Source organism: Dolosigranulum pigrum ATCC 51524, from assembly GCF_000245815.1.
GTDB lineage: Bacteria > Bacillota > Bacilli > Lactobacillales > Carnobacteriaceae_A > Dolosigranulum > Dolosigranulum pigrum.
Genome location: NZ_JH601103.1, coordinates 525,593 through 552,163 on the forward strand (window position 1 = coordinate 525,593; position 26,571 = coordinate 552,163).

Below are 26,571 nucleotides of genomic sequence, written 5' to 3' on the forward strand. Positions count from 1 at the left end.
TCTGTTCAAATTCTTTCCACTGTGCGCAACTCTATCATAGCAATGATTCTGCTAAATTACAACTACAGAAAAATAGATTCATTCCGCTGTTGTCTTTGATATAACAAAAAAAGCACTCACAATAAATCCTTTGAGTGCTTTTATCCACAATATTATTATTTATTTAAAAAGCTAATCGTTCTTGTTCTCTCATTGTCATTGTTTGGGTCTGCAATTGTCCCTCACGGTAAAACTCAACGTCTACTTCATCACCAACTCGTGTTTTATACAGAGCTTGGCGTAATTCTAAGCCTGTTGTGACAGGTTGACCGTTAAAGGACGTAATTACATCGCCTGATTGTAAACCTGCTTCAGAAGCTGATGTATTACTTGTAACATCAACCACAACAACCCCTTCTTGGACACTTTCATCAATTTTTAAGACATTCGATTTTTGTTCATCAGAAACTAAGCCTAAATCTACCATTGTGATGCCTAGTGTTGGTCGAATGATTTCGCCTTCTCGTTCTAATTCGTTAATAATATCTACAGCATCATTACTTGGAATAGCAAAACCCATTCCTTCAACAACATTGGTAGATATTTTCATTGAGTTAATACCAATAATTTGGCCCGCTACGTTGACAAGTGGTCCTCCTGAATTCCCAGGGTTAATCGCTGCATCGGTTTGAATAGCATTCATTTGCCAATCCATTTGTCGGTCGCCATCCGTATCAACCGGCACCATACGATTAACTCCAGATACAATCCCTGCTGTGACTGAAAGTGGAAATTCTGTTCCTAGAGGCGAACCAATTGCAATAGCAGGTTCTCCTAATGTTAAGTTATCTGAGTCCCCAAATTCAGCTACATCCGTTACATTCTCAGCATCAATAGATAAAACAGCTAAGTCTGTATACTTATCAGCTCCAATAACATCTGCTGGTACACGTGAGCCATCTTTTAACATCACATCAATAGCGTCTGATCCTTCTACTACGTGATTATTGGTGAAGATATAAGCTTTTCCGTCTTTCACTTTATAGATAGCACCACTACCTGTTCCAGCTTCATTTAGGTCTTCATCAGTCAGCTCTCCATCCGGTGAGTGTGTCGGTGTTTGTCCAAATATATCAGTTACTTGTTGCTTGTTAATAATCGTGACAACAGTATGCTGAACTTTTTTGACCGCTTCAGTAATATCGCTCTCGACGTTTGTTTTTACAGTGGAAGTTTTAGTTTCATCAGTAGCGCTCTCTAAATCTTTAGCAGATTGCTCGGTTGGTTCAGTTTCTTCAATAGTTGCTTGATTGGACTGAGGTTGGCAAGCTACCAAGGCAATGGTCGCAGTACTTATCATTAATATGTGTTTCAATCTTTTTGTCATATTGCCATCTCCTATAAATAATTTAATCCAAAATATTCATCTATCACTATCTTAGCATTTATCTTTGAATAATCAATGAATCATAAAAGAATAGACTATTGCATTACAATGAAATAAATTGACTCGGCTGATCAGGATCCGTATCATGCAACTGAAATTGATCATTTACTCCAGTGTCTTTTCGTCTTAAAATATCCTCTGCTGTATTGTATGCAATTGATTTCATATTATTTTCCTGACTTAAGTGACCTAAAAAGACATGTTTGGTCTTATCTCCCACTATTTCAGCTAGCGCTCGCGCACCATCTTCATTCGATAAGTGCCCTTTATCGCTAATAATTCGTTGCTTTAAGTGCCACGGATAACTTCCCATTCGAAGCATCGCTAAATCGTGATTACTTTCAAATAAATATGCATCTGCATTCTTTAAATAACCGCGCATCCGGTCGCTCACATATCCCGTATCTGTCAACATCACGAATCGTTTACCGCCTTTTTGAAACGTATAAAACTGTGGGTCTGCTGCATCATGAGAGACTCCGAAACTGGAGACATCCAAATCATTAAATATTTTTGTACGATTATTAAAGAAATGATGTTGATGTTCCTGGTCAATCTTGCCAATTTTTTTACTCATTGCTTGCCAAGTTCCTTCATTAGCATACACATCTAAGTTATATCGACGTGATAAGACGCCTACTCCTTTAATATGGTCATTATGTTCATGGGTGACTAAAATACCATCCAATTCAGCCGGAGAGCGGTTGATTTGACTTAAGAGTCGCTCAGCTGTCTTTCCACTAAAGCCACAATCAATAAGTAATTTACTTTTTTTTGTTTCAACATACGTCATATTGCCCGTACTGCCACTTGCTAAAATACAAAACTTAATATCTGCTGGTTGTTGATTAAACATATGATCTTCCTCTAAATTTAGTGTCTTTACTATTGTAATTAAAATAATCCATCAAATCAAAAAAGAAAGACGGATGTTACTAACCATCTTTCTTTTGTCAACACGATTGACAGTTTTTGTCAAAAGTGCATTAGTTTTCTCCTGTATCTGGTCGTTCCGGTAATGGCCTAATCGATGGGTTAGCTTGAACAGATTGTTGAATCACACTGCCGTCTGTTGCATCAACTTGCAATAGGACTTTTCCTCGAGTTGAATGTTCAACTTCGATTGTCCATACCGGTACATACATACTTAAATCATCTAAATATAACGTACGTTGATACGAAAGTACCGGTTTTTTTACTAGTGTATTTGCTGAAATTTCATTATTTTGATACGCTGACTTTACGGCGTCTAAATCAGATATGGTCTGGATCGGATTTCCTTGTTGCATGGTCTCTCCGATGTAGAGTTGGTGGTAAGAAAATACATTATTATCCGTATCAATATAGAAAATAATTTGTGACGTCCCATCCATAATCGGAATACCGTTAACGACATGATAGTAGATAAAGACGCCATTTTCTTTATCTAACTTACCTAAAGCATATTCTTCCCCAAATAATACTTGTGGTGAACGTAAAAAGTTGGCTAACTTATCGTAGTCCGCTTGGGTAAACCCTTCTTCCACACTACCTTCTAGTTCAATTGGATTAGATAAAAAACTCGTATAATACAAGCCCTCTTCTACTATACCCACTTGACCTTCCAACTGACTGGCCTCTTCTTCTAAAATATCATAGTTATTTGCTTGAATCGCATAGGCTTGCTGATTTTGATCATCAAAAGTGGGTAATTGAATATTAGCTTGTCTCATATCTTCCAGTAAATCAATTTGATCAGCCGTAGTTGATACATAGTGTAAATTTCGCCGATCAACTAGACTATTAAATAAAAAGATGTTTAAGATGATGAACGCTACAATAAAAATTGTTTCAATCCGTTTAAAATTCATAGTTTTCATCACCTGGGCTTTCTGTAGTCAAGTCAGTTAGTGTCAACCATTGTCCATCAATTTTGACATACCATTTTGGTGTAAAATGAATAACGCGATTAGATTCTTTACTTTCTGTCCAATCAAGTCCAACTTGAATCCCTTCAATATCTGATAGTTGGTACGTTGATCGGCTCTCGATTTCATCCAAAACCTCACGCCCTGATATTAACGTCTCGTCTTTACTGCCATCTAATGAGATTGGTGTCTGTGTGATTTGAAGCGGAATTTGCAAATGTGACAAACCTTCCTCAAGTACACCGATTTCTACATAGGATTTTCGACCTTGTTGATCAAAAATTGGATATTCATCAATATAGCGACGGTAGGTTAATATATTGTTATCTGGATTGTATTTGTCCAGTAAAATGGGCTCCACCCAATTTTCCAAGTTACTTAATTGATAAAAACTATTATTAAACCGTTCTACATTAGTTAATTCATCCAAATCAGGTAGCTGATTTAAGTAGGTTAGAATATCAGTTACTTGATTAATTCGAATTTCAGTTGTTAAGTCGATATATCTTGTTTCATAGTTGTTCACGCGCACATCAACAGTCGACGTATCTGGGAAAAAAGATGAGACAAATAAACTATTGGGTAACCGTTCTATTACATAATCAAACTGAGCAATTTTTTGCGCTTCCTCCGGCAAATACACCATATCTTGTTTAATTAATTGCGGAAAGACTGGAGTACCTCCTATATTTTCAGTGTCAATCAGTTGACTAATTTCTGTCAACTTACTTGTATCGAGTTCACCTCTATAAACCTCTTCATTATAGGAATTATAAAAATACAGTGTCGTAGGGTTGTCCAAATTAATTGACAACCGTGTAAAAAATTTATTCGCAAAATCACTCGGTAAATTGTCAAAACGTCCATCAAATAATCCAATTGGCAACTCTGTATAGAAAATCATCTCTAAATAATGTTCCTCATCCGCTTCATTTAACATTAGAAACTCTTCCCGTGAAAATTGTTCACTATGACTTAACTCAGTAATCGTTACGGAAGTCATCAACGTTTCAAATATCTCAGACATTTGTTTTCTCGGGAGCTTTTCTGGATGATCGGTATGCAAAATATATTGAGCAGGCGCATAAACATGGAGTCGTTTTCGTTCAATCAGAGCAGCTGGCATTTGATTTGTAGCTTGTAATGTACTAGTAAGTTCTCCTTCTTCACGTGGCACCCAAATATTGTAGCTAATATAAAAACTTAAAGCAATCAACAATAATAAAAATACATGCCTTACTCGGTCCAATGTCATGCCCACTCATCCTCCCCATCAAACGTTACAATTGGCATGGAGATATAAAAAGTCGTACCGACCTGTTCCACACTTCGCGCCCAAATCTTCCCACCATGTTGTTCTATAACTTCTTTAGAAATGGCTAATCCTAGACCACTTCCGCCCATTGCTCGGCTTCGTGCTCGATCCACTCGGTAAAACCGGGAGAACACCTTTTGTAAATCACTCTTAGGAATACCCATCCCCTCATCTGCAATAGATAAAATCACATGATCTCCTTGACCATTTAAACGCAACTTTCCAGTAATAATTCCGCCATCAGGTGAATACTTGATCGCATTATTTAATAAATTATCAAGCACTTGAATAAAGCGATCGGAATCAGCCTCAATAAATTGCGAGTCAATCATAATTTGGCTCTTAATCGAGTAAATTTTCTGATCATATTCATTTGAATTGACCAACATATCAAATCGGCGCAATACATGTTCAAATAATTCCTTCACATCAATAATTTCTAACTCTAAGTCACTTTTGCCCGAATCAATGCGTGATAAATGAAGTAAATCTTGTACCATACGAATCATCCGATCCGTCTCACCTTGTGTAACTTCTAAAAATCTCGGTGCTAACTCAGGATCTTTCCACGCCCCGTCTGACAAGGCCTCAATATAACTCCTTAGGCTTGTCAATGGTGTTCGCAATTCATGTGACACATTAGAAACAAATTGCTTCCGCTCTTCATCAATCCGCTTTTGTTCTGTAATGTCATGAAGTACACACACATATCCGCTAATAAAACCTGATTCTCGTTGAATAACCGAGAATGACGCCCGTAAAATAAGAGATTCGCCTAATGCAGATTCTTCAACAGCAATATCTCTTTCCTGAGTAATAATCTCTCTCATACGAAAGTTATCTTCTAAATCCAATACCATTGTTAATTTTTTACCTAACACATCTTCTTGTGTACAGTTCAACATGGACTGAGCCATATCATTAATTGTCGTAATTAATCCCCGACGATCCGTTGCTACTACGCCATCTGTCATATGCGTCAACACACTATGTAACCGACGTCGTTCAGACTCGATCCATTCTTGTGCTTCAGACACATCATCAGATAAATCATTAATCAGTTTCGCTAACTGTCCTAATTCATCTTCCCCGTGAACCACTAGTGAGCCAGAATAATCCCCATCAGCAATTTGTTTTGTTTGAGTTTGCATTTCTTTAATCGGCTTCGTAATCGCCCGAGAAATTAAATGAGCTAAAATCAATGAAGCAATTATTGCCACAATAGAAGATCGAATAAAGACAAGCGAAATATCATCCACTTGATTATAAACTGACTCAATATTGCTCTCTAACGAAATGAGCCCCACAATTGTAGAATCATTATCTCCCGCATAGACGGGTTCGACAATTTTATACTGACGATCTTCAGTTTGAGAATCAATAATTTGTCGTGTCACTTGTTGTCCTTGTAAATACGCATGACGCACATCATTATCATTCGTAATCTGCCCCACCATGCGTTGTAACGTATTATCACTGATGCCTAAAATGATAAATTGCGGACTATAAATTTTGATGTCTGTAATACTATTACTCGAAAAGTCCGTCACTAAATTATTAATTTCCTCAGCTGCATTATTTTCTCCCTCATTATCGGGGTTATTGATCTGTTCCAAGTATTGTCTAGATGTATTCTTTAAATATGCAATCTCTTGTTGCCGTGCTTGTTGAAAAGACGTTACTAACTCCTGCTCAATCTGAGTAATAAAATTTGCCCCAATAAATTGCAATACAAAAACAATTAACATCACAATAACAAAAATAAGCTTTGTATTGATCGATTTATAAAATCGAATACTATCTTTCATGGCACCATCAACTTTCTTGTTGTTCAGGATTTCTTAAGTAGTATCCCACTCCTCTACGTGTCACAATATACACCGGATGACTTGGATTATCTTCTATTTTTTCTCTCAGACGACGAATTGTTACATCAACCGTTCGTACATCGCCAAAATAATCATATCCCCAAACTGTCTCAAGCAAGTTCTCACGTGTCATTACTTGTCCCACATGTTGAGCTAAGTAATGCATCAATTCAAACTCACGATGAGTTAATTCCACTGTCTCACCACGCTTAGAAATAATATACGCATCTGGGTGTACTACCAACTCACCCACTTCAATATCAGCCGATTCTTCTTCCTCTGATTGTGCTTGAACTGTTGAATGTCGACGTAAATTAGCCTTCACACGTGCCGTTAACTCTCGATTAGAGAACGGTTTTGTCACGTAATCATCGGCCCCCATCTCCAACCCTAAGACCTTATCAATCTCTTGATCCTTAGCTGTTACCATAATGATTGGCATATCATGCGTTTTTCGCACTTCTCGACACACTTCAAGCCCATCTTTTTTCGGTAGCATCAAATCTAAAATTAACAGATCTGGATTATGCGCTTCAACTTGTTCTAGTGCTTCTTCACCATCATAGGCAACAACAACTTCATAGCCCTCTTTTTCCAAATTAAACTTCACAATATCAGAGATCGGCTTCTCATCATCTACGACTAATATTTTCTTCATACGATTTCCTCCTAAAAAAGAACATGTAATCGATTTAATTATACCTTAGATTTGCGACGGATTCAATTTAAGTTCACTTAATTCAATGGTTCAGCCTTCTGATATGTCACCTGACACGCAATGGTATCCATCGCAGTTGCATCAGTTTGTGGATGGACGTCCACCTCTAGCGATAATGATTTATCAAACAAAAAGATAACCGAAATAGTCACATCGTACCCTTTTTCTTTTAAGAAATCCAAATCAACCTTACCTAACTGCTCTCCAACAGTAATATGATCTCCCTTTTCAACTTGTGTGCTAAATCCTTCTCCATTGAGCAAGACCGTATTTTCGCCAATATGAATTAAAATCTTATAGCCACTATCCAGCTCGATATAGTATGCATGCTTAGTTACCGCAACTTCTGAAATCATACCTTCCACTGGTGAATAAATAATCGAGCTCTTCGGAATAATTCCGTACCCATCTCCAATCATTCGCTCAGAAAAAATAGCATCCTCTACATCATCAATCGGAATAATATCCCCATCGACTACAGCTTTTAAGATGACAGATTGTTGGTTCTGTTCATTTATGTTATCTTGCGTATTCAACTGAATCCCTCCTCTATAAAATAGATATATCCTAATCATATCAATACCGACGAAAAGTATCAATATTTAAAGAAACTTTATTTGTTGTTAGACGGTTTTCGTGGTATTCTAGTACTAAATAATCATTATGGTTCAAAAAGGAGGAGAATTATGTCATCAGGTTACATCATCGCCTTACTCATTCTACTAATTGCCATTATTGGTCTTATTGTTATCGGAGTAATGACGAAGAAAAAAATTTCACCCGTCATTAAAAATGGTCAAAAATGTCAAAAAAGAATTGAGAAAGTGGCTAACTTCTACACTGAAGAAGCAGACGATATTCAAGCAGAAATCACAACGATTCAACATCGTATTACCGCGCTTCAAGCTGATGCGAAAGAGAAAATTGGTAGTATCGATGAATTGAATCGACGCTTCAATTCACTAACACGTTCACTCGACTACTTGCAGAAACATAGTAAAGAATATGCTTCTACGCAAGCTAAAGATACTATGAATAAATTGAAAGAAGAAGCACCGAAACTAGCTAAAATTGCGAAGCTAACTGCTATGAAAACTTTTAAAAAGCAAAAACAACGCTTTAGTGAATAAGACAAAGGAGAGTTAATCATGCCGAAACTAAACTTAACATCATCTCTATTCTTAGCGGCAGGAGCTGCTATTGGAGCACTATTATTTGCACCAAAATCAGGAGAAGAATTGCGAAAAGATTTAAAAAAAGAAGCTGATCGACTAAGTGAACAAGCACGTCAAGTTGCAGATGATTTCAAAGAAGATCTAAACGATGCGTATCACCAAGCTAAATCAGAAGTTACTGAAGATAAACTTGCCCTTGAACAAAAGAAAGAAGAATTGGGCCATACGGTTCGTGAAATTGAACGTGAATTAGGCGGAGATGAAGTTATCCCAAACGACGAAGAAAAATTACAAGCAGCATTAAAAGATGCTAATGTCGCTGATAACAGCGAATTCCAACCTAATCTATAATATTACTCAAAAAGCGATAGCCTGAATCATCAGGTTATCGCTTTTTTAATTAGTTACGCCAAATAGACTGTTTTAAGAAGATTATTTAACGTGAGATAACATCTTCAAAATTGTTATTCTCATTATAATAAACTCACTGAATACTTTGAATAAACATCTATGTTGAGTAGAAACTTTTTATCTATTACGTTTTGACAATAATAGTCAAAATAAATTGACCCATTTTGACTATTTTTAAAGCCACCAATCCTTTTTTAGAAGGGATTGGTGGCTATTTACAATGATTCCTTTGACTATTATTCGTCTAATATTGGACAGATATTTGACTAGTTTTAATCAATATCAACTAACTTTGTATCTTTCACCTGTTCAATTGTTTGTGTTCCAGCTAGTTGCATAACACGTTTTAAGTCTGTTTCGAAGTATTCGAAGACTGAACGAACACCTTTCCATCCACCTAATGCAAGTCCAAACAGCACTGGACGTCCAATAGCAACAATATCCGCACCACTTGCTAAAGCTTTGAAAATATGCTCACCACGACGAACACCTGAATCAAAGACAATCGGCACACGACCTTGTACTGCATTTGCAATCTCCTGAAGTGTCTCAAATGATCCTGGTGCACCGTCTAATTGACGTCCTCCATGGTTAGATACCCAAATACCAGCAGCTCCTGCTCCAATTGCTGCTAAAGCATCTTCTGGCGCTTGAACACCTTTTACGAAGACTGGCAAATCAGAATATTCAGCCAAGAAACGGACATCGCGAATACTAATTTTTTGTTTAGATTGTGCGTAAATATTATTTAATGACATGTTAGTCGCGTCACCTTTTAAGTAACGAGAAACGATTGGCATGCCGAATGGATATACGAACTGATTACGATCATCACGGTGACGATTTCCAGAAATTGTTGCATCAGCTGTTAGGATAATAGCTGTAGCTCCATCAGCTTTAGCTTCATCAATAATATTTTTATTTAATTCATCATCTTTTGACATGTAAATCTGGAACCAACGTGCATTTCCTTTTAATCCTTCATCAATTTCTTCAAATTTAGCCCCTGAGTAAGCACTAATTGACATAATACTGCCACCAAACTCAGAAATTCCCCGAGCTGTTCCTGCCTCTTTTGATTCGTGTGCTAACCCATGTGCCGCAATTGGTGCCATGATGAAAGGAACCTTCAATTCATGATCTAAAATAGTTGTTTTTGTATCTGGGTGTTCCACGTCAGCTAACATACGCGGTACAATTCCTTTTTTATTCCAAGAAGTGATATTACGGCTTAACGTAAACTCATCTCCTGAACCACCCGCAATATAGTCATAACCTGCTTTTGGTACAACTTCACCAGCCAAGGCTTCTAATTCATACGTATTTAAAATATTTAAATCCTGCACTTTTGTAGGTGCATCATACTTTATCTCTGTCATAACAACTCTCCTTTATTATTTTATCGCTTACATTAAACATTATAGCATAAAATGAAAACATTACCAAAATTAAAATTGCAATTAATTTATTCTAGTTCCTTATCATCTTATAAAAAAGAATTATTTTAAAATAAACTTGCTAATATAACTTCAGCAACTGGTACTAAAATAACAACTATAATTCCCGTTACAATAATAGCTAATCCAGACATTGCGCCTTGGACTTGTCCCATCTGAATCGCTTTGGTCGTTCCCATCGCATGTGAACTAGATCCAATGGCAATCCCCTGCGCAACTGGGTCGGTCACACCACATAATTTCAAAATAGGCTCGGCCACTACTGCTCCAACAATTCCGGTAAAGACGACAATAGCTACCGTAAGAGAAACGATACCTCCTAGTGATTCTGACACCCCTAATGCAATTGCTGTTGTAATAGACTTCGGATAAAGCGTTGCAAACAACTCACCATTTAATCGCAAGAGTAGCACACTTACTAGCACAATGACTGTATGAAAGAGAACCCCCGCAACAACACCGGTTAAAATAGAAATATAGTTTTGTTTTAGATGATGGTAATTTTTCTTTAACTTAATAGCCAAAGCAACTGTCGCTGGCGTAATCCACAGTCCAATATATTGCCCGCCCTGATAATAATCTTCATACGAAGTGTTTGTTACCATCAACAAGAGAATAATACAAATAATAGCAAATATTAATGGATTAAAAAGTGGTATTTGCCACCGACTATATAAAGCTCGACCGATTAAGAAAAAGAAAATAGTTAAAAAGATACCTGTAAACGGACTAACAAATAATTCACTAATCACAATAGCTCATCCCCTTTTACTTCAACATCTTCAGCACTACCGGGTGTACGGCGCATCATAAACTGAACGATTATCCCGACAAATCCCAACATTAATATGGTCGAGACAAAAATAATGATCAATAATTGCCACCAAATATCCCCTAAAATATTAAAATGTGTCATCAAACCTACCCCAGCTGGCACGAATAAAATCGCCATATTATCCGTTAACCATTCACCGGCTTCTTCCACCTGCTCCAATTTAATCAGTTCAAATTGAAGCGCTAAGAAAAAGAAAATCATTCCTAATACACTTCCAGGGATACTAATAAATGTAATGAATTTTGACGTTACTTCTCCTAAGAACGAGAACATAAACAACCAAAATAATTGCACAATAATTCGCATTGTAATCTCCTTATCAAAAATATTTAACTTAGATTAACCGCTTAACCTAACCCATATTTTTAGTATACCATTTGTATAATTAGAATAACAGTTAGATTTTTTATAATGGAATTTATAACGTTTTCAGCAACATGCATTAGTAAAAAATACTAACTAGCCAAGGAATAAGCGGTGCTAATAATACAAACATTACCCCAGTTAAAATAACTGACACACTAGCCATTGCTCCTTCAACGGGGCCACATTTAATTGCGCGTGTCGTCCCAACTACAATTGCGCCAGCTCCCATTGCAATCCCTTTTGCGACCGGATGATCGATTTGTAAACTACGAACCAATGGCGGTGCTAATAAAGCTCCCACAACAGCAGTATAGACAACGAGCGCAACGGTTAGTGAAACTATTCCACCCATTGACTCGACAATTCCTATTGCCATTGGAGTCGTGATCGACTTCGGATAAATTGTAATAAAAAGTTCCTGATCTAATTGCAACAAGATTGACATCCCTAACACAACAGCAGTATGCACAATAGTTCCCAAAAAGATGCCAGAAATAATTGCTACGAAATGGTCTTTTACGTAATCAATATTCTCTTCTAGTTTAATTGCCAACGCAACTGTGGCTGGACCAATCCATATATCAATAAATTGTCCCCCTTGATTATAATTTTCATAGGGTAAATCAAGTAATAATAACAAACCAATAATCGAACTAATTGAAAAAATAAGTGGTGAAAATAGTGGAAACCCTGTTATATCATAAAGTTTTCGACCTAATAGGTAGAGAAAAAATGTAATAAATATTCCGGTAAATGGATGAGCAGATAATTCTTCAATCATTTTCATTAGCCTCCTTCTTAGTTGATACATCTCCCGTGTGTTTAATAATTATTTGGACTACTTTGCCAACAAATCCCATCATAACTAGAAGTGAAACCGTCGCAATTATTAATAATTGCCACCAAATTTCACCTAATATATCAAAATTCTGAATTAAGCCCACACCAGCAGGCACGAAAAAAATACCCATTTTTCCAGTTAAAAAGTTACCGACATCTTCCACACTCGCAAATGAGAGCCAACCATAATGAAGTGCAATAAATAACAATATCATTCCAATGACACTGCCCGGAATACTGATTGGAATAACATAGGTTAAGGCTTCACCGACAAATGAAAAGAAGAATAACCAAAATAATTGAATGATATACTTCATAACTTTCCTCCTAATTTAAAATATATTGTTTTAACTTTCCATAAAGGCTATATCTGTGTTATCATAGATATGAAAGTTATTATTAATTTAATTTATAACATGAATATTGAAATCAAACATATTATAATTGGGGTTTTATTTATGAAAATTCAAGATTTAATTTATTATCGATACTTAGCAGATTGCTCTAGCTTCACAAAAACAGCTGAGAAGTTTTATGTTTCGCAACCATCTATCTCCATCGCACTGAAACGCTTAGAAGAAGAATTCGGGACACAATTGATTACCCGTGACCGTTCTTCTCGTAGTTTCGATCTAACAGCAACCGGTAAAATTTTATACAATCGAGCTGGAGAAATTATCAACTTATTGGAAACAACTCGTAGTGATATTGATAGCCTGAACTCAAAAACGATTGAATTAGGTTTTGATCCATTGATTGGTAGTTTTTATTTACCAAAACTCGTCCCAAATTTATCTGATTTTATGTCACAATTAAATTTGGTAGAAGAAAGTCATCTCGATAAGATGATTGACCTTCTACGTCATCATACAATATCAATCGCTATTGTAGGAAGTGATACGTCTCAATTTTTGGATAAATCGATCCATCATTACTTAATTGATGAAAAACAATTCAAGCTCTGCGTCGCGAAAGATCACCCACTAGCTAAGCAAGAACAAGTATCCGTTGAGATGATGTTAGAATATTCCTTTGTAGCATTTGATCATAATTATGTACAAAATAATATTTTTAAACAGTGGGCAAAAAATATTTCATTAGATATCTCAAAAGTAACCTTCACAAAAGATATCCAAACTATTCGAACCTTTATTTCATCTGGAGCAACAATTGGCTTAATGACTGATATTGTCTTTCAAGATGACCCCAATATTGTCATGATTCCTATCGAAAAAGCACCGACACTCTATATTAGCCTACTAATGAACAAACAAGATAATTTATCTGAATCTCAGAGCGAATTCAATACGGTTCTTTATAACCAAGTGACTCAACAATAAAATCGAGTAGGAGACTAGCCATTAATTGACTAGTCGACCTCTCACACCACCGTACGTACGGTTCCGTATACGGCGGTTCAATATCTTGCATAAGCAGACTCCGCTATGGCGGCTAATGATTTTAGTCCCCATTTGTGGAGTCTTTCTGTTGTAATTGCCTTATTGACTTTCTTTTATGACGGGATTGGTAGGAATATTTTATTATGAGTTAGAAATGAATAAATAAAATTTACTATATATCTTGTTTGAGTTAATATAGAAAAGCAGCTAAAATGATTTCGTGCTGCCTTTTATTCTTGAAGGTATTTATATTATGAAAGTCTGAGGTTTAAGTAAAGTAATAATTACATAAATCAATCACAAAGCATTAAATTAACTTGACAATTTGTAAAGTTAGCTTTACAATATTTATAGGAGGTAAGTCATGGCAAGAGGACGTACGATTGAAGTTGAAAATAAATTGTATGAATATCGAGTACTTGCAAGAATGTCACAAGCAAAATTAGGAGAAGTGGTAGGCGTGTCTAGGCAAACAATTAACTCTATTGAAAAAAATAAATACATTCCTTCTTTACCAGTAGCGTTAAGTCTAGCTAAGTATTTTGATGTTAGAGTAGAAGAAATATTTAAAATAAAAGGAGATGACGAAATTGTTAAAAATGATTGAATTTTTTACAGGTACGGTATTCCAAGGAGTATTGGGAGGATTAGCTTTGATTTCTAGTGCAATTATTCTGTATTTAAGTAATAAAATGGGATTAAGAGATGAAAGAATTGTTTTTCTAAATATAAAAGGTACAAATGTAGTCTTATGGACATTCTTTGTTATGGTATTTATTCTTTATATACTCAATCCAAATGAAGTCCAAATATATAGAAAATTTATTTTAAATTCATTCTACGTAGCTATAAGCGTGGGTGCTATATACTCAATCTATCAATACATTAAGTATTAGGAGCAAACAACTATGGAATCTAACGAAGTAATTAGTTTTCAAGAAGTAACTAAAAAATATAAAAATAGTAAAATATATGGTATTCAAGATATATCTTTTGAAATGTATGAAGGGGAGGTATTGGGAATTATTGGAGGGAATGGTTCTGGAAAATCTACATTAATGAAATTAATAGGAGGATTATTGTTTCCTAGTGAAGGGAATTTTAAAAGTTTTTTTCGAGTTGAAGAATGTGGTTTTTTAATAGAGGAACCTGCTTTTTATCCGGAACTAAGCGGGTTTGATAATATTAAGTATTATGCAATTCAGAAAAATAACTTAGATATGGAATATATTACGCATTTGTTTTCTATATTTGACTTATTTGAATATAGAAAACAAAAATATAAAGCATATTCTTTAGGCATGAAAAAAAAGTTAGCTATAATTTTTTCTTTATTAAACAAACCTAAAATGCTTGTTTTAGATGAACCTTTTAGTGGTTTAGATGCAGAATCAGTAGAGAATGTTTCTAGAACACTATCAAAATTAAATCAAGAAGATAATATGACTATACTTATTTCTAGTCATCAGTTAAATGAAATTCAAACATTATGTAATCGCTTTATATTCATCGACAAGGGAAAATTAGTAGGAAAAATTAGTAAAAAAGAATGGGAAATAAAAAGCAAAGTAATGAGAAAGTATACATTTATAAATTTAGAAAATTTAAAAAAAATGTATGATATCTTGTTAAAAGAGAGAAATATCGATTGTAATGAAGTTTTAATTGACTATAAAAATTATATTATTAGATTTTTTGAAAAAAATATAGACAAGAATATGTGGCCTGTGCCAGAGTATTGTGTTAGTGAAAATATAACTTTGAATGACTATTATATCTTTTTAAAGGAGAAATCGGACAAATGAAGAATTTAGTTTGTGCTGAATTGTATAGTTTTTTTAAGAGAAAAAGTGTGATATTGTTCTTATTGGGCACTATAATATTAGGATTATTTGGAATTTTGTATGTCACTAAATTAATTGAAAATCCGTTATCATTAGATCAATACTTTACTTTTATATACTCCCATTTCTATATAGTTTCGATGGTGTTAATAACATTTTTAGCGCTCCTTGTTTTTCATGATGAATATGAAAACAAAACAATGAAAAACAATATTTTCCAAGGATTTTCTATAATGAAAATATTGATCTCAAAATATATAGTCTCAATATTTATTGAGTGCATATTTTTGTTCATTTTCACAATATTTATTATTTTAGGTGGAATAGAATTAGGCGCAAATAAAGGAGCTACTCTTAGTTTTATCAAAATAGTAGTTATGATATTTCCTACTTTTTTTGTATATACGTTTTTGATTGAAAGCTGCTTGTTTGCTACAAAAAAGGTTTTAATTGGATTGATTTTAGCTTATGTAATAGATCAAATAGTTAAATTAAGTCTGATATTGGTTGTAGCTACAGGCAATAGTACTTTAATTTTTTTGCTACAACAGACTCCAGTATTTGTTTTTCAGAATTTAAGGGTTGATAATTTTTCAATATATTTAACTATTAGTTGTATATTGTGGGAGATATTGTATCTGATCGTAAGTAGCATTCTAAAAAGGATGGAGTTAACAGGCCTGTAAAGAGGATACAAAATTCTGACTACCCTTTGTAGAAAAGTTGGATACTTGTTGATAAAAAATTGTAGAATCACGTCTACGTTGAATCCAGAGGATTTTCTCCTCTGGATTTTTTTATTTGGTTTGTATGGCTCTTTGTTGGACGAAAATTCGTAATTTGAATTATAGAAGTTACGAAAATCAGAGATATCTCGGATCAACACTTTGATATTAGATTATTTAAACACTCTATTGACCATTCAAATAGGAAACCGTTTGTCTACAAGTTCTGCTTCGTCCAATAAGTTTTAAACAAAGGATGTTAACGGCATGTGTTTTAAGTGATTCAATGGTTTCTGTTTCTGATGTGTTGTATTGAACGATACAGAATATTTCTTCACTAAATAAACATAAGAAGTATACATATCAATGACAACAAATTAAATTTTTCCTGAATAGACAGTAGAAAATGATTAAAATAACATTCCAAATAAAGGGATTATTGTGTTGTTAATGCTATTAAATGATTTTTTATTCACCTTCATTGTAAAATTAAAATAGAAATTTAAAAGGGTCATCTGTGGTACAATCATCCTATATCAACCCTCTAAGAAGAATAGGAGATGCACCACAATAACCCACACAAATTTTACCATAAATGAACTGGTTTGCATAGATGCTTATGCCGAGAGCTTTTTTCGATATGCCCATATTGAGAAATAACCCTAAAAATAAAGTGCTCATCACTGTGATTTAAGCAGTTCATCACTGATAAATACAATAAAAATTTATCCCTCTTTATCTCAAAAGTTGATTTTAGCTAAAATTGTCCATGTGAACTGTGCTGGCCGATTGCCCAGTTTTAAAAATATAGGTTTAATCTAGCCAATGGAGGATCTAGACCACAAAGTGATCAAAATTTCTATTTTAATTTAACAATCAAGAATATTTAAATCATGAATTATATCTACGAGAAGCCTGCTGGAGGTGCATCAGGAATTTCACTCTCTGGATAATATGAAAGCGAAGAAAATTTATTATATTCCTTAATAAATAACAACGGAACCATTCCACGAGCTCCACTTCGGTTTTTTTCAATAATAACTTCCACCATATTATCTTGTGCTGGCTGTCCGTCTTCCTCATCTTCACTCCGGTAATAATCTTCCCGATACAAGAAAGCCACAATATCAGCATCTTGCTCAATCGATCCAGACTCTCGTAAATCACTTAAAATAGGACGTTTATCTTGCCGTTGTTCCACACTACGCGAAAGCTGAGACAGAGCAATGACTGGTACTGAAAGTTCCTTGGCCAATTTTTTTAGTTGGCGCGAAATTTCTGAAACTTCTTGTTGACGAGATTGTCGCCCACTTCCTTCGATAAGTTGCAGATAATCAATAACAATTAACCCAATATTACCTCGTTCTTGTTTTAATTTATGGCACTGGGAACGAATTTCAGTTGTCCGTATTCCCGGTGTATCATCGATATAAATATTCGCTTGCGAGAGACTACCCATCGCAACATATAAGTTTTTGAATTCTTCTTCGGTGAGTTGACCATTTCGCATATGAGAGGCATCGATAGATCCTTCTGCACAAAGCATCCGGCTCACTAATTGTTGTGCTCCCATCTCTAAACTAAATATTGCTATCGTCTCATCTGTCTTTGTTCCTATATTTTGTGAAATATTTAAAGCGAAAGCGGTTTTCCCAACACCAGGTCGCGCAGCCAAAATAATTAATTCATCTTCATGCAACCCGGATGTAATCCGATCAAGTGCGCGATATCCAGTCGAAAGGCCTGTAATTTCCTCGTCATTACGGTATAATTCATCAATGTTTTGAATCGTATCTCGCAATACATCAGAAATACTAACAAAACCGGTACGTGTTCTTTTTTCAGATACTTTTAAGATCATTTCTTCAGCATCATTTAACGCATTTTGCACATTATCTTGTTGCTGATAACTCATCTGAACGATATCAGTAGCTGTTTGGATCAAGTTTCTTAACGTTGATGCATCTTCAACAATTTTAGCATAATGCATAATATGAGCTGCAGTAGGTACAACAGATGATAATTCAGCCAGATAGCTGGTTCCACCAATATCTTCTAGTTGCTGCTTAGACGATAACATATTATTAATGGTAATCGTATCGATCGCTTCATTCGCATCATTCAGATCAATCATTGCCTGAAAAATTAATTGATGGGCTCGCTTATAAAAATCACTTGCTTCCAACAATTCCATTGCAGACACCAGTGTCTCTGGATTGACTAGAATTGCCCCTAATACCGATTGTTCCGCTTCTATATTTTGTGGAGGTAATCGGTCTCCATAAACATCTATCGCCACTTCTTCTCGCCCTCTCTTCATCTCTATACTATCGCCTTTGATAGCTACTCTCTAATTAACGATTCTCCCTCATTGTTTCACGTGAAACAATAAAAAAACACCCTCGGCAAACAGACTAAGTCGCTTAATCCTCGATTAACTTAGTCTGCTGTAAGCCAAGAATGTTGTATTGATGTCTTTTTATGGTTCAATACCTTCGACGCGAACCAATAATTTTGCTGTTACATCGGTGTGTAATTTCACTTCTACTTCTTGGCTCCCGACTGAACGCATTTGCACACGTTGATTTATTTTACGCTTGTCAATTTTAATATCCAATTGCTTTTTAACTTCTTCTGCAATTTGTTTAGTTGTAATTGAACCAAATAACCGACCATCTTCTGATGCTTTTTCTTTAATATCAATTGGGTTGTCTTCTAAGATCGACTTGAATTTTTTAGCTTCTTCTAGTTCTTCTCTCTCTTCACGACGTTTTGCTTGTTTTTTTGCTGCTAATTTTTTCTTTTCACCTGGAGTAGCTTCTTTTGCTTTTCCTTGCTTAATCAGAAAATTACGCGCATAACCATCCGACACTGCATGAATTTCGCCTTTTTTTCCTGTACCTTTGACATTTTCAAGTAAAATAACTTCCATCATAAACTCCTCCTATTAACTTAATTGATTGATAATATGTTCGGTTAAATCTGCTTTTACTTCTTGAATGCTCTTACCATCAATTTGAGTTGCCGCGTTCGATAAGTGACCGCCACCACCCATTTTTTCCATAATTAATTGAACATTAATCTTTCCTAAGCTGCGGGCACTAATACCAACTGTATTCTTGGATCGTCTAGTAATAACGAAGGACGCCTCAATATCCGTCATATTAAGCATCGTATCAGCTGTCTGAGCTGCTAATACTGGTGGATAAATTTTATTTTCGTCCCCGATAGCAACTCCCACATTTTCATATACATAATCAATGGTTTCAATCAGACGACCACGTTCAATATAATTCTCCGCATCTTCTTTCAATAAACGTTGGACCAAGGTAATATTCGCTCCGACTGATTGCAAGAAACTAGCTGCATCAAATGTTCGCGAGCCCGTTCTTAAGCTGAAGTTATTGGTATCAACAATAATTCCTCCAAGCATAGCTGTTGCTTCTATTCGATTAATTGGATTCCCATCAGTTGGTACATACTCGAAGAATTCCGTAATTAATTCAGCCGTTGATGAAGCATATGGTTCAATATAGACAAGCAATGGATTTTCAGTAAACTCTTCGCCACGACGATGGTGATCGATAACCACATTCTTTTTCGTCTTCTTCAATAAATTAGGAGCAATTGATAGTGTCGGTTTATGGTGGTCAACTAAGATTACCAAGTCGCGTTCCGTAATTTGGCTTTCTGCTTTTTTCGGTGTTATCACATTATTATAAGTTTCTGGATATTTCTCCGTCTCTTCCAATAATTTACCGATATCATTTGGAATATCATCGTTATTAATAACTACTGATGCATTCTGATCCAACATCATGGCAATACGAGCCACTCCAAAGGCTGAACCAATGGCATCCATATCCGGATTACTATGCCCCATAATGTACACATGCTCTGCTTCGACAATTTGTTCCTGCAATGCTTGAGAAATCATGCGTGAGCGAACACGCGTACGTTTTTCCATTGGGTTCGTCTTCCCACCATAATAACGCGGCTCATCTTCAATTCCCTTAACGATCACTTGATCCCCACCACGACCAAGAGCTAGATCAAGGTTTTTCTGAGCCAAGTCACTTAGATTACTGAACGTCTCTTCGCCATAAGCTAACCCGATACTAATTGTTAGTGGTAAATTTCGCTTCGATGTCCGTTCTCTAATATGGTCGATAATATTGAACTTCTCAGATTCTAAACGTTCTAGCTCATTATAACTGAGAATAATGAAGTACCGATCATCAGATATCTTCTTGTAGAAAACATTGTGCTGTTTAGCCCAGTTCGATAAATAAGTGGTTAACAAACTGTCCAACGCTGATACGCCTCGATCATCCAAGTCTTTCGTCACTTCATCGTAGTTATCCAAGAACAACCAACCAATAACTGGCTTATATTCTTCATACTGTTCTTTAATGGCTACATATTCTGTAACATCTAGTAAATAAATAGCTCTTAAGTTTTTGTGAATGCGGTATTGATAGGTTTTATCCTTCCAATCAATTAATCCCGCTAGCTCATCTTTCTCAATATGATCAATCAACTTATTATGCACCTGTTTTAATGGTTGACCTAGAATGTTATCCTCTTCTGCTATATGACTTTGCAAGTAAGGATTGACCCATTCAACTTCTGATTCGCTATTATAGAGAATAATTCCCATTGGCATCTTAATGAGGGCCTCTTGCTCACTCCGCTTTATTCGATACGAGAGGTTCATTACATAATCTTCCAACTTCAATTCATATTTCAGAACAAAGTGATAGACTAATAGCCAAGTCAATACAAAGGCAATGAACATCGCTAACCCTAACCAGAATTTAGTAAAAAAACTTAAAGTAATAAGAATAGCTTGTGCAATAATAGCTAATAGAACGGTCATCTTAAGTGACTGTTGCCCTAATAGCTTTGGCACTCGCTCATTTTCATGTCTTATTTTCATAGAAACTCCTTCAATCCTTAATCATCTCAAAACATAGTTACCTTTATTTTAACATGTTTTAGTCTAACAATCTAATCATGACGATTATTTATGATAAAAGATTGAATAAATTTAAAACGCAGCAAATCTGCTGCGTTCTATCTTTAATATTAGTCATTTTCAGCTACGAATGGGAGTAATCCCATAACTCGTGCACGTTTAATTGCTTTAGTTAATTTACGTTGGTTTTTCGCATACGTTCCAGTCACACGACGAGGTAAAATCTTACCACGGTCTGAGATGAATCGTTTTAACAAATCAACATCTTTGTAATCAATGTAGTCAATGTGGTTTGCTGCGAAAAAGTCAACTTTTCTACGTCTTCTTCCTCCACGACGTCCAGCCATAATGCAGTCCTCCTTTATTTATCTATGAATCAAAATGGTAAATCATCATCTGATATATCAATATCATCGTTATTACTTGTATCGAATGGATCATTGTCAAACTTATTATTCGAACTGAAACTATTCTGATTCTGAGATTGATTATTTCGGGACTGATTGAATGATTGATTGTTATTAAAACCGCCATTACTGTAATCATCATTTGATCGGCGGTTTTCAGCAGTTGCTTTTGATTCTAACATTCTAAAGTTCTCAACCACAACTTCTGTCACATAAACTGTTCGACCTTCATTATTTTCATAACTGCGTGTTTGAATACGACCAGTTACACCAACTAATGAACCTTTGTTTGTGTAATTCGAAACAACTTCCGCTGTTCTTCTCCACGCCACACAATTAATAAAATCAGCTTCGCGTTCACCTTGACTATTCGTAAACGGACGATCAGCTGCAATTGTAAAAGATACGACGGCTGTTCCGTTCCCAGTATATCTCAACTCAGGATCTCGCGTTAATCTACCTACTAGCGTAACATTATTAATCAATCTCTTAGCCCCTCTCTCAAAAACTTAATTGTTTCACGTGAAACATTTTATTGACTAATCTTCCAAACGAACGATCATATGACGTAAAATATTGTCATTAATACGAGCTAGGCGTTCAAACTCATCGATTGCTTCAGAGTTATCAGTAGTTAGATTTACTAAGTGGTAAATCCCTTCTTTATACCCCTTAATTTCGTATGCAAAGCGACGTTTCGCCCAGTCTTTTGATTCAGTTACTTCTGCGCCACCGATAGACAAGACTTTATCGAATTGTTCAACTAATTCTTTCTTGCTGTCTTCGCCTAAATCTGGACGGATAATGTATAGTACTTCATATTTTGCTGACTGACTCATTGACTGTCACCTCCTTATGGTCTTCTGGCCCTTAAAACTTTAAAGTCAAGAGCAAGGAGAGTAATTGATTAAATTATTACTCACTCCTAGCATTATAGCACACATATGTAGTAAATTCAAACGAAATATTTCTATATATGCTGTTTTCCCCCTTATTAATAAAAAAATCTGTCAATATATCACCTAAAAATATTGCATTTCATTAATGATAAATTAATAATAAATTAATTTATTGCTATTTAAGTACTTTTTATGAAGAAATGTGCTATACTGTTCTAACGGACATATTATAAAATAAATTCATAGGAGTGGATAGAATGAAAATTGTTATTGTTGGAACAAACCACGCTGGTATTGCTTGTGCAAACACATTGCTCAAACAATACAACGAACACGAAGTTGTGCTATTGGACCGTAATACGAACTTAAGCTACTTAGGTTGTGGAACAGCACTTGTTGTTGGAAGACAAGTTCAAGGTTTCGATGGCTTATTCTATGAGCGAAAAGAAACACTAGAAGAAAAAGGAGCTCGCATTTCACTAGAAACAACAGTGACCCATGTTGACTTCGAACAAAAAATTGTCTACGCAAAAGATATCAATGGTAACGAATTAGAAGAAAGCTATGACAAATTAGTCTTAGCAACTGGTTCAAAACCTATTGCACCAAACTTGCCAGGTAATGACTTAGACGGTATTCACTACTTAAAATTATACCAAGAAGGTAAAGCGGTCGATGTTGACTTAGATCGCGATGATGTACAAAATGTTGCAGTTATTGGTGCAGGATACATTGGTGTTGAGATCGCTGAAGCAGCTAAACGTCGCGGTAAAAATGTTCGTTTATTCGATGCAGCGGACACTTCATTATCTAACTACTACGACAAAAACTTTGCGACAAAAATGGACAGTGTTTTACAAGAAAACGGCATCGAGACACACTTCGAAGAGCTAGCAACTGGCTACGAAGGTGATGAAAATGGTCGCGTACGTAAAGTTACAACAACTAAAGGTGAATATGAAGCTGACTTAGTGGTTAATGCAATTGGTTTTATACCAAATAATGACTTAGGTAAAGACCACTTAGAGTTGTTTGGTAACGGTGCTTACTTAGTAGACTTACACCAACAAACAAGTGATCCTGATGTATATGCAATTGGAGACTGTGCGACACTTTACTCAAATGCTTCTCAACAAACAGAATACATTGCTCTTGCAAGTAATGCTGTTCGTAGCGGACTTGTCGCAGGACATAACTTAGGTGGAACAGCTATTAAATCACGTGGTGTACAAGGATCAAACGGTATTTCTATCTTTGGCTACAACATGGTTTCAACTGGTTTGTCAGTAAAAGCGGCAGAACGTCGTGGTTTAGAAGTCGAATATACTGACTACTCAGACTTGCAGCGTCCAGCCTTTATGGAAGAAAATGATGAAGTTCAAATCCGTATTGTCTACGAAAAAGAATCACGTCGTATCATTGGAGCACAAATGGCTTCTATGCATGACATGTCAATGGGAATTCACATGTTCTCATTAGCTATTGACCGTCAGGAAACAATTGATGAGTTAGCATTGCTTGACTTATTCTTCCTACCACACTTCAACCAACCATATAACTACATTACTTTAGCTGCATTAACAGCTGACAAGTAATTTTAGACAGTTTTAGATAGAATTTGACGACAGGCTACTGTAACGGTAGCCTGTTTTTTATTGATTTCATAGGATTTATTGTAAGAATTCGGCTATAATTCTATTGGTTCTCTTGACTATTTCTTGGACATTTTTTATTATTTTTTGACGACTTTGACAACTTAGTAGATTATAAGTTTGATGCTATTCATTGCTCATTTATGACCTTTAAACAAATTTACTTTATAATAGTCTTATAACAAGTAAAAAGGAGTATATAAAATGATTGATCGCTATACACGTAAAGAAATGAAACAACTTTGGTCAGAAAAAACAAAATTTGATGCTTTATTGGAAGTAGAAATTTTGGCAGCAGAAGCTTGGGCCGAACTCGGTGAAATACCTGCTGAAGATACTAAAAAATTACGCGAGCGTGCTTCTTATAATATTGACCGTATTAAAGAAATCGAAGCAGAAACAAAACATGATATTGTTGCATTTACTCGTGCTGTCTCGGAAACACTTGGAGATGAAAAAAAATGGGTCCATTATGGTTTAACAAGTACAGATGTTGTTGATACAGCTTATGGTTATCAACTAAAGCAAGTCAATCAAGTGCTGAAAAAAGACTTAAAACATCTTATTAATGTTATTGGAAAAAAAGCTAAAGAGCATAAGTATACTGTACAAATGGGCCGAACACACGGGGTTCACGCTGAACCAACTACATTTGGTCTAAAATTAGCAACCTGGTACGCTGAGATGAAGCGTAATTTAGAGCGATTTGAACGAGTTGCTGCCGGGGTTGAAGCAGGTAAAATTTCTGGTGCAGTTGGAACATTTGCCAATACACCGCCAGAAGTTGAAGCTTATGTCTGTAAACATTTAGGATTGCGCGCTCAAGATATTTCAACTCAAGTGCTTCCTCGTGATCTTCATGCTGATTACGTTACAACGATTGCCTTGATTGCAACAAGTATTGAACGCTTTGCCGTTGAAATTAGAGGACTTCAAAAAACTGAGCAACGTGAAGTAGAAGAATATTTTGCAAAAGGTCAAAAAGGATCTAGTGCTATGCCCCATAAACGAAATCCAATTAGTTCAGAAAATGTGACTGGAATTGCTCGTGTTATACGTGGTTATGCAAGTACTGCTTATGATAATATTCCACTTTGGCATGAACGTGATATTTCTCATTCGAGTGCTGAACGGATTATTTTACCTGATGCAACTACATTACTGAATTACCAACTCAACCGATTCGCTAACGTTGTTGAACAATTAACAGTATTTCCTGAAAATATGAAAGATAATATGGAAACAACTTTTGGTTTAATTTACTCGCAACGTGTTATGTTACAGCTCATTGATAAAGGGTTATCGCGCGAAGAAGCCTATGATCTCGTCCAACCCAAAACAGCTCAGGCGTGGGATGAGAAAAAAGACTTCAGATCTTTGCTTGAAACTGACAGCAAAATAACTTCAATTCTCACGCAAAATGATTTAAATGATGCATTTGACTATAATTACCATATCAAACATGTTGACACAATTTTTGACAGAGTTGGACTATCATAGACAATCAAAAACTGCTCAGAATCAGCTTTTATAGCTGTTCTGAGCATTTTCTTTGTTGAGTATTGTCAAAATTAAATTGATATCATTTGATCGTATTAAATATTTAAATAAAAGCGGAGCAAGCCTAGTATAAATAAATGAACGGGGTAGAACCAATAATTAACCCATTTATATTGTTTACCTCGTTTACCATTGTAGGTCAATGTTAAACCAAAACCTAATAAGGACCAAATTTCTTTGATAATAGCTAAATAACCAAAGAAGCCAGCTAATATTGGACGATTGTAGAATAGATAGAAGGCATATGGAATTAAAATACCGTGATATTCATAATCAAATCCACCGAGCATCGCAATTAATGATGATATGATAAGCAAAATGATGGAAGCAAGATACCAAACAGCTGGGTGAATATTCGATAATTTTTTCTTCAAACTATCAATTGCCCACAGTGTTGCTAGAGCTAGTGATAAAGTAAATAGAACATTAAAATCATTTGTAAAGAAGAAGCGACGATTGGCAAACATATCAAATGGCACTTCTGAAATAAGCGCAAATACCATCAATGAACCTAAATAACGTGCTCTCGAACGAGTTTTAAAAAATCCTTCGACAATTAAAAAGGCAAAAATAGGGAAGGCGACTCGTCCTAATACATCAAAAATGGTACTGAGCGTTGCTAACCAACCATCTCCATCTAAATACGGACCAACAATCGCTTTATTGGTATGATCAATTAGCATCGATACAAAAGCAATATATTTTAATTGTGCCCCGTTAAATATTCTAATCTTCTCTAGTCGTTTATCTTCAAACCGTTTAGCTGTATCCATTTTTCTCCTCTTTCT

Annotated in this window: 28 protein-coding genes; 9 read left to right on the top strand and 19 right to left on the bottom strand. The window is 35.4% G+C overall.

Features of this window, described 5'->3' with window-relative positions:
• Window positions 1-163: 163 nt before the first annotated feature.
• The 7 genes from HMPREF9703_RS02480 to HMPREF9703_RS02510 all read right to left on the bottom strand — a co-directional run bounded on the left by HMPREF9703_RS02480 (window position 164) and on the right by HMPREF9703_RS02510 (window position 7,770).
• Entirely contained in the window at window positions 164-1,366 is a 1,203-nt protein-coding gene (locus HMPREF9703_RS02480) for a S1C family serine protease (RefSeq protein WP_004635322.1), read from the bottom strand.
• Between the two features lie 103 nt (window positions 1,367-1,469).
• Window positions 1,470-2,282 carry an MBL fold metallo-hydrolase gene (locus HMPREF9703_RS02485; RefSeq protein WP_004635323.1) on the bottom strand — a complete coding sequence of 271 codons (813 nt, stop codon included), beginning with the start codon at window positions 2,280-2,282 and terminating at the stop codon, window positions 1,470-1,472.
• Between the two features lie 130 nt (window positions 2,283-2,412).
• Window positions 2,413-3,276 carry a two-component system regulatory protein YycI gene (locus HMPREF9703_RS02490; RefSeq protein ID WP_004635324.1) on the bottom strand — a complete coding sequence of 288 codons (864 nt, stop codon included), beginning with the start codon at window positions 3,274-3,276 and terminating at the stop codon, window positions 2,413-2,415.
• On the bottom strand, window positions 3,266-4,588 hold the full coding sequence (locus tag HMPREF9703_RS02495) for a YycH family regulatory protein (protein WP_004635325.1): 1,323 nt from the start codon (window positions 4,586-4,588) through the stop codon (window positions 3,266-3,268). Before HMPREF9703_RS02495 ends, HMPREF9703_RS02490 begins: the two co-directional genes overlap by 11 nt.
• A complete protein-coding gene (gene walK / locus HMPREF9703_RS02500; protein ID WP_004635328.1) occupies window positions 4,585-6,456 on the bottom strand; it encodes a cell wall metabolism sensor histidine kinase WalK in 1,872 nt (623 codons plus the stop codon). Before walK ends, HMPREF9703_RS02495 begins: the two co-directional genes overlap by 4 nt.
• A 7-nt stretch (window positions 6,457-6,463) precedes the next feature.
• Window positions 6,464-7,174 (bottom strand): response regulator YycF, encoded by a 711-nt coding sequence (gene yycF / locus HMPREF9703_RS02505; protein WP_004635329.1) that lies wholly within the window; start codon window positions 7,172-7,174, stop codon window positions 6,464-6,466.
• A 77-nt stretch (window positions 7,175-7,251) separates the two neighbouring features.
• Window positions 7,252-7,770, bottom strand: a complete 519-nt coding sequence (locus tag HMPREF9703_RS02510; RefSeq protein ID WP_004635332.1) for a PTS sugar transporter subunit IIA — start codon at window positions 7,768-7,770, stop codon at window positions 7,252-7,254.
• Window positions 7,771-7,920: 150 nt separating this feature from the next.
• Between HMPREF9703_RS02510 and HMPREF9703_RS02515 the strand changes: the two genes are divergently transcribed.
• Window positions 7,921-8,364: a hypothetical protein gene (locus HMPREF9703_RS02515; protein WP_004635333.1), complete on the top strand. Its 444-nt coding sequence runs from the start codon at window positions 7,921-7,923 to the stop codon at window positions 8,362-8,364.
• Window positions 8,365-8,382: 18 nt separating this feature from the next.
• Complete coding sequence (locus tag HMPREF9703_RS08555) at window positions 8,383-8,760, top strand: YtxH domain-containing protein (RefSeq protein WP_004635334.1); 378 nt, start codon at window positions 8,383-8,385, stop codon at window positions 8,758-8,760.
• A 332-nt stretch (window positions 8,761-9,092) separates the two neighbouring features.
• On the opposite strand, the gene HMPREF9703_RS02525 is transcribed toward HMPREF9703_RS08555, so the two are convergent.
• The 5 genes from HMPREF9703_RS02525 to HMPREF9703_RS02545 all read right to left on the bottom strand — a co-directional run bounded on the left by HMPREF9703_RS02525 (window position 9,093) and on the right by HMPREF9703_RS02545 (window position 12,635).
• Window positions 9,093-10,199, bottom strand: a complete 1,107-nt coding sequence (locus tag HMPREF9703_RS02525) for an alpha-hydroxy-acid oxidizing protein (RefSeq protein WP_004635337.1) — start codon at window positions 10,197-10,199, stop codon at window positions 9,093-9,095.
• A gap of 125 nt (window positions 10,200-10,324) precedes the next feature.
• Window positions 10,325-11,029, bottom strand: a complete 705-nt coding sequence (locus HMPREF9703_RS02530; protein ID WP_004635339.1) for an LrgB family protein — start codon at window positions 11,027-11,029, stop codon at window positions 10,325-10,327.
• Window positions 11,026-11,418 carry a CidA/LrgA family protein gene (locus HMPREF9703_RS02535; protein WP_004635341.1) on the bottom strand — a complete coding sequence of 131 codons (393 nt, stop codon included), beginning with the start codon at window positions 11,416-11,418 and terminating at the stop codon, window positions 11,026-11,028. The genes HMPREF9703_RS02530 and HMPREF9703_RS02535 overlap by 4 nt, the downstream gene beginning before the upstream one ends.
• A gap of 136 nt (window positions 11,419-11,554) precedes the next feature.
• On the bottom strand, window positions 11,555-12,259 hold the full coding sequence (locus tag HMPREF9703_RS02540; protein ID WP_004635343.1) for an LrgB family protein: 705 nt from the start codon (window positions 12,257-12,259) through the stop codon (window positions 11,555-11,557).
• The gene (locus HMPREF9703_RS02545) at window positions 12,252-12,635 is read right to left on the bottom strand and encodes a CidA/LrgA family protein (protein WP_004635345.1); all 384 of its coding nucleotides are present in this window, start codon (window positions 12,633-12,635) and stop codon (window positions 12,252-12,254) included. The genes HMPREF9703_RS02540 and HMPREF9703_RS02545 overlap by 8 nt, the downstream gene beginning before the upstream one ends.
• 141 nt (window positions 12,636-12,776) lie before the next feature.
• Between HMPREF9703_RS02545 and HMPREF9703_RS02550 the strand changes: the two genes are divergently transcribed.
• From HMPREF9703_RS02550 to HMPREF9703_RS02570, 5 genes are all read left to right on the top strand, one after another.
• Entirely contained in the window at window positions 12,777-13,658 is an 882-nt protein-coding gene (locus tag HMPREF9703_RS02550; RefSeq protein ID WP_167535644.1) for a LysR family transcriptional regulator, read from the top strand.
• 424 nt (window positions 13,659-14,082) lie between these two features.
• Window positions 14,083-14,325 (top strand): helix-turn-helix transcriptional regulator, encoded by a 243-nt coding sequence (locus HMPREF9703_RS02555; RefSeq protein WP_004635350.1) that lies wholly within the window; start codon window positions 14,083-14,085, stop codon window positions 14,323-14,325.
• Window positions 14,309-14,614 carry a hypothetical protein gene (locus HMPREF9703_RS02560; RefSeq protein WP_004635351.1) on the top strand — a complete coding sequence of 102 codons (306 nt, stop codon included), beginning with the start codon at window positions 14,309-14,311 and terminating at the stop codon, window positions 14,612-14,614. The genes HMPREF9703_RS02555 and HMPREF9703_RS02560 overlap by 17 nt, the downstream gene beginning before the upstream one ends.
• Before the next feature lie 12 nt (window positions 14,615-14,626).
• Entirely contained in the window at window positions 14,627-15,523 is an 897-nt protein-coding gene (locus HMPREF9703_RS02565; protein WP_004635354.1) for an ABC transporter ATP-binding protein, read from the top strand.
• Window positions 15,520-16,248: an ABC transporter permease gene (locus HMPREF9703_RS02570; RefSeq protein WP_004635357.1), complete on the top strand. Its 729-nt coding sequence runs from the start codon at window positions 15,520-15,522 to the stop codon at window positions 16,246-16,248. Before HMPREF9703_RS02565 ends, HMPREF9703_RS02570 begins: the two co-directional genes overlap by 4 nt.
• 943 nt (window positions 16,249-17,191) lie before the next feature.
• On the opposite strand, the gene dnaB is transcribed toward HMPREF9703_RS02570, so the two are convergent.
• The 6 genes from dnaB to rpsF form a co-directional block, all read right to left on the bottom strand.
• The gene (dnaB, locus tag HMPREF9703_RS02575) at window positions 17,192-18,607 is read right to left on the bottom strand and encodes a replicative DNA helicase (protein WP_040376800.1); all 1,416 of its coding nucleotides are present in this window, start codon (window positions 18,605-18,607) and stop codon (window positions 17,192-17,194) included.
• A gap of 159 nt (window positions 18,608-18,766) precedes the next feature.
• The gene (rplI, locus tag HMPREF9703_RS02580; RefSeq protein ID WP_004635360.1) at window positions 18,767-19,219 is read right to left on the bottom strand and encodes a 50S ribosomal protein L9; all 453 of its coding nucleotides are present in this window, start codon (window positions 19,217-19,219) and stop codon (window positions 18,767-18,769) included.
• Window positions 19,220-19,234: 15 nt separating this feature from the next.
• Window positions 19,235-21,226, bottom strand: a complete 1,992-nt coding sequence (locus HMPREF9703_RS02585; protein ID WP_004635361.1) for a DHH family phosphoesterase — start codon at window positions 21,224-21,226, stop codon at window positions 19,235-19,237.
• 149 nt (window positions 21,227-21,375) lie between these two features.
• Window positions 21,376-21,615, bottom strand: coding sequence for a 30S ribosomal protein S18 (gene rpsR / locus HMPREF9703_RS02590; protein ID WP_111949546.1), 240 nt, complete (start codon window positions 21,613-21,615; stop codon window positions 21,376-21,378).
• Window positions 21,616-21,641: 26 nt separating this feature from the next.
• A complete protein-coding gene (gene ssb / locus HMPREF9703_RS02595; protein WP_004635363.1) occupies window positions 21,642-22,157 on the bottom strand; it encodes a single-stranded DNA-binding protein in 516 nt (171 codons plus the stop codon).
• A gap of 54 nt (window positions 22,158-22,211) precedes the next feature.
• Window positions 22,212-22,511, bottom strand: coding sequence for a 30S ribosomal protein S6 (gene rpsF, locus HMPREF9703_RS02600; protein WP_004635364.1), 300 nt, complete (start codon window positions 22,509-22,511; stop codon window positions 22,212-22,214).
• Between the two features lie 317 nt (window positions 22,512-22,828).
• On the opposite strand from rpsF, the gene nox reads away from it, so the two are divergent.
• On the top strand, window positions 22,829-24,166 hold the full coding sequence (nox, locus tag HMPREF9703_RS02605; RefSeq protein ID WP_004635365.1) for a H2O-forming NADH oxidase: 1,338 nt from the start codon (window positions 22,829-22,831) through the stop codon (window positions 24,164-24,166).
• Window positions 24,167-24,427: 261 nt separating this feature from the next.
• Entirely contained in the window at window positions 24,428-25,723 is a 1,296-nt protein-coding gene (gene purB / locus HMPREF9703_RS02610; protein WP_004635366.1) for an adenylosuccinate lyase, read from the top strand.
• Window positions 25,724-25,818: 95 nt separating this feature from the next.
• Here purB and HMPREF9703_RS02615 read toward each other — a convergent pair whose 3' ends face one another.
• Window positions 25,819-26,556, bottom strand: a complete 738-nt coding sequence (locus tag HMPREF9703_RS02615) for a TraX family protein (RefSeq protein WP_004635367.1) — start codon at window positions 26,554-26,556, stop codon at window positions 25,819-25,821.
• Between the last annotated feature and the right edge of the window lie 15 nt (window positions 26,557-26,571).